This window comes from Fibrisoma montanum (assembly GCF_003583365.1).
Lineage (GTDB): Bacteria > Bacteroidota > Bacteroidia > Cytophagales > Spirosomataceae > Fibrisoma > Fibrisoma montanum.
Genome location: NZ_QXED01000022.1, coordinates 20,449 through 28,001, shown reverse-complemented (window position 1 = coordinate 28,001; position 7,553 = coordinate 20,449). Strand labels below are relative to the sequence as shown.

Genomic DNA, 7,553 nt, shown 5'->3' with positions numbered 1-7,553 from the left:
GCCCCACGCCCCAACCCCCTTGCCCTATGCTCCGCAACTACCTCAACATCGCCGTTCGGAATCTTCGCAAGGACCGGACGTACAGCGCCATTAACATCGCCGGCCTGGCGGTGGGCATGTCGGCTTGCCTGTTGATAGCCCTGTACGTTCAACAGGAACTGAACTACGACCGCTTCTGGGCAAACGGCGAGCGAATCTACCGAATCAATCAGATCAACCGCTTCGAAGAAGACCGTCGGGCCGCTACGGTATCGATTCCGGCGGGTCCGGCCATTGCCCAGACAGTAATGGGCGTTGAGGCCATGACCCGGCTGTTTCAACGGAGTGGCAGTATGCGCGTTGCCTTACCGGGGAAATCGCCCAGACTGTTTCAGGAACAGCACGTCGTCTTTGCCGACTCCACGTTCTTCAACGTATTTGCGGTGCCGTTACGTTTAGGGAATCCCAAACGTACCCTGACGGCCCCGGCTTCGGTGGCTATTTCCGAGACGGCCGCGCGTCGATACTTCGGCAACAGCAATCCGATTGGGCAGCTGATCCGGTACGAAAATAAAGTTGACCTGACCGTCGCGGCCGTTTTCGCTGATCTCCCGTCGACCACCGATCTCAAAGCCGATTTTCTGGTTCATTTCCAAACCCTGTTTGCGGTTGAATCGGAAGGAGCGGCTGATTTTCTTCGAAAAGACTGGCTCTACAACTCAGCGCAGGCCTTCGTTCGGCTGGCCCCGGGTTATCCGGTCAGTCAGGTGGAAGCGCAGTTTCCGGGCGTTCTGCGCCGGAGCAACGACGAGCGGGTGGTCCGGCACGTTGGGCTGTATCTACAACCTCTGCACGACGTTCACCTGCACTCGGCCGACTTGTCGGGTTCTACCAGCTCAGGCAGCATTCGATACGTGACGTTGCTCTCGGTCATTGCAGGCATCACGTTGCTGATTGCCTGTTTCAACTTCATCAACCTCGCCACGGCTTACTCGCTTCGCCGGGCTAAAGAAGTTGGACTTCGCAAAACACTGGGGGCAGTCCGTAGTCAGCTGGTAGGTCAGTTCCTCGGTGAAGCCCTGCTCATGAGCAGTCTGGCATTCGGGCTGGCGTCGGTGCTGGCCGTGGTGCTGCTCCCCTACCTCAACCAGTTTACGGGTCAGTCGTTCCGCAACGCCGATTTCCTGCGTCCGGACCTGCTGTCGATCTGGATTGGCCTGTTCCTGCTAACGGGTCTGCTGGCCGGTACGTATCCGGCTTTTTTCGCATCCAAATTCCGACCCGTTCTGGCGCTCAAAGGGCAGATCAGCGAACGGCAGCTTCGCGGGGTAGGCTTCCGGCAGGTTCTGGTAGTAGCGCAATTCAGCGTGTCGATGGTGCTGATTGTAGCGGCCGTTATCATTTTCCAGCAACTGACGTATCTGCGCAACAAACCGCTGGGCTTCCGGAAAGAGCAGGTTGTTACCATTCCGCTATTCGGCAGTGGTGCATCGGGTAATCTGCCGCAGGGCATCGACGGGCCGCTACGGCTGCGGATGAATACCTTTGAGGAGGCCGTGGTGCAATCGAGTCGGGTGAAAGGCATTACGGCTCTGTCGGGCCTGCCGGGTAGCGGCTACGTTCGTTCGCTGGTCGTGCCAGAAGGCAAAACAGAGCAAAGCAACGTGTTTGCGGCCTGGGTTTCGGTCGATTACGATTTCCTGCAAACACTGGGGGTTCCGCTGCTGGCCGGCCGTGATTTTTCCAAGCAAACGGGTACCGATCATCTCGCGGCTTTCATACTGAACGAGTCGGCGGCCAAATCGTTTGGCTACGCGAACGCAGCCGCGGCCGTTGGGCGGCCGATTCAGCGCGGGGGCGAAGGCGGCAAAAAAGGCCTGATCATCGGCGTCGTGAAAGACTTCCATTTCGACCCGCTCGAACAGCCGCTGGAACCGCTGATTATTGACATTGACGTACCGCGCTTCACGGTTTTTGCCGTTAACGTGCTGCCGGATCGGATGCCGGAAACGATCGCTCATCTGAAAAAACAATGGGAGACGTTTTTCCCCGAGCGGCCGTTCGAGTACGCCTTCCTCGACGAAACGCTGGATAACCTGTATCGCATCCAGGAGAAGCAAGGGCAGTTGCTGGGCCTGTTTGCCGGTCTGGCCATGTTCATTTCCTGCCTGGGGCTGTTCGGACTGGTAGCTTACAGCACCGTTCAGCGCATCAAAGAAATTGGCGTCCGCAAAGTCCTGGGGGCATCGGTATCCGGTATCGTCGGGCTGCTGTCGAAAGACTTTTTGAAGCTGGTGCTGATCGCCATTCTGATTGCGTCGCCGGTGGCCTGGTGGGCCATGAGCCAGTGGCTGAACGATTTTGCCTATCGGATCGACATTGCCTGGTGGGTCTTTGCGCTGGCCGGTTTGCTCGGGATTGGCATTGCCTTACTGACCGTCAGCTTCCAGAGTGTGAAAGCTGCGTTGATGAACCCGGTGAAAAGTTTACGAACGGAATAGCGTGGGCAGGGGGCGTGGGGCTAAGGGCGTGGGGTCAAGCGCCCTCTGCCCTACGCACTATACCATGCAGCCAGAAAGCAGCCACCTGCATCTTATGCACGGACCATTCTTAATCAAATCGTTATGATACGTAATTATTTCAAAATCGCCTGGCGGAGTTTATTAAAAAACAAGCTCTTTTCGGGCATTAACATTGTGGGTTTAGCACTCGGTATGACGTGCAGCCTGTTAATCTGGTTGTGGGTAAAGGACGAACTGAGCTATGACCGATTTATGCCCGACATTGATCAGCTCTACGCAGTACGGATCAATTTCATAGGCGACGACAAAACAGAAACGAGTACACTCACGAATGGTCTCCTGGCGGGCATACTGAAGAAGGAAATTCCGGAGGTGCAGTATTCCACTAAGGTTCAGTTTCCGCAGGAGTTGCTGATTAAGGCTGGTGACAAAGCCGTGAAAGAAAATGGGTTTTACGCTACCGCTGACTTTTTCAAGGTTTTCAACGTACCAACGATCTACGGTAATGCGGATGCCGCTCTGGCTGACCTGAGCAAGATCATCATTACCCGACGGACAGCCGAGAAGTTTTTCGGGACGGATGCGGCCCTTGGAAAGCAGTTGCAATTCAACAACGCAACGTACTACACGGTCGGCGCGGTGATCGACGACCTGCCGACTACGTCATCGCTTCAGTTCGACTGGCTGATCAACTACGATGTGCAGGAGCAGGACTGGAAGAAAACATGGGGTAACAGCTTTTGCATGACCTATGTGAAGCTGACTCCGCAGGCTAGCCAGGCGAAAGCCGAAGCCAACATGGCGGGTATTTATAAGCGCTACACCGACTGGAAGGCCATTATTCACCCAGTTCTGCAACCGATGCAGGACGTTCACCTGTACACGAAGTACGAGAACGGTCAGGCCGTTGGTGGCCGAATCGAATACGTACGCATTTTCGCTCTGGTCGCCCTATTTATCCTGCTCATTGCCTGCGTTAATTTCATGAATCTGGCCACAGCCCGCTCGGCTATGCGGGCGAAAGAAGTGGGCGTTCGGAAGGTGGTGGGTGCGCTGCGTTCATCGCTGATTGGGCAGTTCCTCAGCGAAGCCATACTGACCAGCCTGTTGGCGGTGGTAGTTGCTATACTCCTGACTACGCTGGTTTTACCTACGTTCAACTCCGTTTTTGAGAAGCAGATTACACTCGATCTAAACGAGCCGATCCTTTGGCTGAGCATCGTCGTATTGGTTGTCGTAACGGGTTTTGTCGCGGGGAGTTACCCAGCCCTGTTTCTCTCGTCGTTGCAGCCGATTCGAATCTTGAAAGGCACCCTCAACTTTGGGGCAGGGGCAATCCATTTCCGCCGGGCGCTGGTCGTTTTTCAATTTATGTTGTCGACCTTTCTCATCATCGGCATGCTCGTCGTAGGCCGGCAGATGAACTACATCCAAAACAAAAAACTGGGTCTTGACCGCGAAAACATCCTGTACACGACTATAGAAGGCGATCTGGGCGATGAAACCGGAAAACGGCTGGAGACCTTCCGACAGGAGCTGATACGGTTGCCATCCATTGCTTCAGCAACGACCACCATGACGTTGCCGCAGAACATTCAAAGTTCATCAGGGGACCTGAACTGGCTGGGTAAACCGGAGAATATCGACGCCAACGCATCAGCCATGACGATTGGGTATGATTTCATCCGAACGATGGGTATCCAGTTGGTCGACGGCCGCGATTTTGACAAGAATAGACCGGCCGATTCATCCGCTTATCTCATCAATGAATCAACTGTTAAGTTGATGAAGATGCAAAATCCGGTTGGCAAGCAGGTTAAGTTCTGGAATGGTTGGGGCCCCATCATCGGGGTAATGAAGGACTTTCACCTGCAGTCGCTGCATCAACCCATCACCCCATTGGTCCTGGCACTGGCACCCAGCAATACCAGCTACATACTGATTCGGACGGAAGCTGGAAAAACCCAACAGGCCATCGCGGATGTGGAGCGGCTGACGAAGCGGTTTAACCCAAACTATCCGTTTGACTATCACTTCGCCGACGAAGAGTATGACAAGATGTACCGCAGCGAACAACAGGTCAACACGTTGATCAACTACTTTGGTGTACTGGCCATTGTGATCTCATGCCTCGGCTTATTCGGGCTTGCCGCCTTTACAGCCCAGCAGCGAACAAAAGAGATCGGTGTCCGCAAGGTACTCGGGGCTAGTGTAGCCAATATTGTCTCTCTGTTGTCCACGGACTTTCTGAAGTTGGTATTTGTCGCGTTGGTGCTGGCGACGCCCCTTGCCTATTGGGCGCTGAGCAAATGGCTGGGCAGCTTTGAATACCGGACCGAACTATCGTGGTGGCTATTCAGCGCAGGCGCTGTACTGGCTACGTTGGTCGCTCTCCTGACAATTAGTTATCAAAGTATCAAAGCTGCGTTGATGAACCCGGTGAAAAGTTTACGAACGGAATAGCGTGGGGGTTAGGGCGTAGGGCAGGGGGCGTGGGGTATAACTGCCCTTAGCCCCAGGCCCCACGCCCCAATCCCTACGCCCAACCCCCTTGTCTTATGCTACGTAATTATTTTAAAATCGCTGTCCGTACCCTGCGCAAACACGTTGGGTTCACTTTTATCAACATCGTTGGCCTGGCTGTCGGGCTGGCCTGCTGCCTGCTCATCACGCTCTACGTCGTCGACGAACTGAGCTACGACCGCTTCCACGCGAAGGCCGACCGTATCTACCGCATCAATTCAGACATCAAGTTTGGCGGGAATGACATGAAAATGGCGGTGTCGCCCGATCCGGTCGGCCCTACGCTCAAACAGGACTATCCACAAGTGGAGCAGTTTGTTCGGCTGCATGAGCGGGGTACATGGCTGGTGAAACCGGCAGGATCGGCTACCAATCTGCGCGAAGCACACATTACGTTCGCGGATTCCACGCTGTTCGATGTCTTTACGTTACCGCTCGTGACCGGCGATCCAAAACGGGCGTTAGCTTCCCCAAACACGGTGGTCATCAGCGAGTCGGCGGCTAAGCGGCACTTTGGTAGTCAGGATGCGGTAGGTAAAACCTTGATTTTTGACAACAACAAAGCCTTCAAGGTAACCGGCGTCATGCGCGATATGCCGGCCAATTCGCATTTCCACTCGGACTTCTTCCTGACCATGCTCAATGACGATTACCCCTGGGGACAATGGCTCAGCAATAATCACTATAACTACATTGTTCTGCGGGAAGGCGTTGACTACAAGCAGTTTGAAAAGAATTTCGACACCGTTATCGAGAAGTACGTTGGTCCTCAGGCGCTTCAGGCCATTGGTTCAACAATGGATCAGTTCAGAAAGGCCGGCAACCGATACCGGTTATGGCTGATGCCCGTCACGGACATTCACCTGCACTCTAAGCAGCAGATCGAGTTTCTGCCGACCGGAGATATTCAATACGTCTACATCTTCTCGGCCGTAGCGCTGTTCATTCTGCTGATTGCCTGCATCAACTTCATGAACCTGGCTACGGCCCGGTCGGCCAACCGCGCCAAGGAAGTGGGCGTCCGGAAAGTACTCGGCTCCGAGCGGCAGCAGCTCATCGGGCAGTTTATGGCCGAGTCGGTGCTGATGACCGTGCTGGCTATGGGGTTAGCCCTGGTTATGGTATCCGCGGCTATTCCTCTCTTCAATACCATTGCGGCCAAAGAGTTAACAATGCAAAACCTCTTATCGCCGTACCTGTTGCCAATCCTGATCGTCCTGCCCATTGTCGTGGGCTTGCTGGCAGGCAGTTACCCGGCCTTCTTCCTGTCGTCGTTCAAACCGATCAGCGTTCTGAAAGGCCGCATCAACGTTAGTTTCAAAAACGTTGGTCTGCGAAGTGGTTTAGTCGTTTTTCAGTTTGCCATGTCGGTCATTCTGATTGTCGGAACGATTATTGTCTATCGGCAGATCACCTACATTCAAAACAAAAACCTGGGTTTCAAGCGGGATCAGATTCTGACCATAAATGATGTGTACTCACTCGGTAAGCAGGCCGAAACCTTCAAGCAGGAAGTTCTGCGCCTGCCCGGTGTAGTAAGCGGATCCGTGTCGGGGTTCCTGCCCACACCGTCGAGCCGAACCGATAATTCGTTCTTTCCGGAGGGGCAGGTTGATCAACGGAATGCGGTTAGCATGCAGGCCTGGGGTGTTGACCACGACTACGTTAAAACGCTGGGTATGCAGATTGTCCAGGGTCGGGATTTCTCCCGCGCGTTCGGCTCCGACTCGTCGGCCGTGATTCTGAACGAGACAGCCGCTAAACTCTTCGGCGGCAAAGACATTCTCGGCAAACGGATTATGTCGTTCGATGATCCAACGCTCAAGTCGTTCAGGACCTTTACGGTTATCGGCGTGGTGAAAAACTTCCATTTCGAATCACTCCGGCGTAACATCGGGGCGCTGGGGTTAGTGCTGGATGCCAACAGCGGGGCGGCTTCGTTCCGGTTAAGCAGCACCAACCTGCCCGCTTTAGTAAGCCAGATCGAAAGCAAATGGAAGCAGTTGGCACCGGGTCAGCCCTTCGACTACGCGTTTATGGAAGAGGCTTTCGACAACATGTACCGGGCCGAACAGCGCATCGGCACCATCGCCATTACGTTCGCGGTTCTGGCCATTCTGATTGCCAGCCTGGGGCTGTTCGGGTTAGCCGCCTTCATGGCCGAACAGCGGACCAAGGAGATTGGCGTTCGGAAAGTCCTCGGCGCGTCGGTGTTCAGCATCGTCGGGCTGCTGTCCAAAGACTTTTTAAAGCTGGTGCTGATCGCTATTCTGATCGCGTCGCCGGTGGCCTGGTGGGCCATGAGCCAGTGGCTGAACGATTTTGCCTACCGCATCGACATTGACTGGTGGGTGTTTGCCCTGGCGGGCGTACTGGCTGCGCTGGTCGCCCTGCTGACGGTCAGCTTCCAGAGTATCAAGGCGGCTTTGATGGATCCCGTAAAGAGTTTAAGAGCTGAATAGCGTGGGGCAGGGGCTCTTTACCCTGCGCCCCCTGCCCCACGCCCTTAGCCCCACGCCCCACGCCCTA

At 54.8% G+C, this 7,553-nt stretch carries 3 protein-coding genes; all 3 read left to right on the top strand.

Annotated elements, in window-relative coordinates; all coding sequences use genetic code 11:
* Window positions 1-26 precede the first annotated feature (26 nt).
* The 3 genes from DYU11_RS32780 (at window position 27) to DYU11_RS32770 (ending at window position 7,486) form a co-directional block, all read left to right on the top strand.
* Window positions 27-2,480, top strand: a complete 2,454-nt coding sequence (locus tag DYU11_RS32780; protein ID WP_119671984.1) for an ABC transporter permease — start codon at window positions 27-29, stop codon at window positions 2,478-2,480.
* 123 nt (window positions 2,481-2,603) lie between these two features.
* A complete protein-coding gene (locus DYU11_RS32775) occupies window positions 2,604-4,964 on the top strand; it encodes an ABC transporter permease (protein WP_119671983.1) in 2,361 nt (786 codons plus the stop codon).
* A gap of 95 nt (window positions 4,965-5,059) precedes the next feature.
* Window positions 5,060-7,486, top strand: coding sequence for an ABC transporter permease (locus tag DYU11_RS32770; RefSeq protein WP_119671982.1), 2,427 nt, complete (start codon window positions 5,060-5,062; stop codon window positions 7,484-7,486).
* The last annotated feature ends 67 nt before the right edge of the window (window positions 7,487-7,553 follow it).

Coding starts and splice junctions, on each gene's coding strand:
- DYU11_RS32770 (WP_119671982.1), top strand. CDS start 5,060: ATGCTACGTAATTATTTTAAAATCGCTGTCCGTACCCTGCGCAAACAC.
- DYU11_RS32775 (WP_119671983.1), top strand. CDS start 2,604: ATGATACGTAATTATTTCAAAATCGCCTGGCGGAGTTTATTAAAAAAC.
- DYU11_RS32780 (WP_119671984.1), top strand. CDS start 27: ATGCTCCGCAACTACCTCAACATCGCCGTTCGGAATCTTCGCAAGGAC.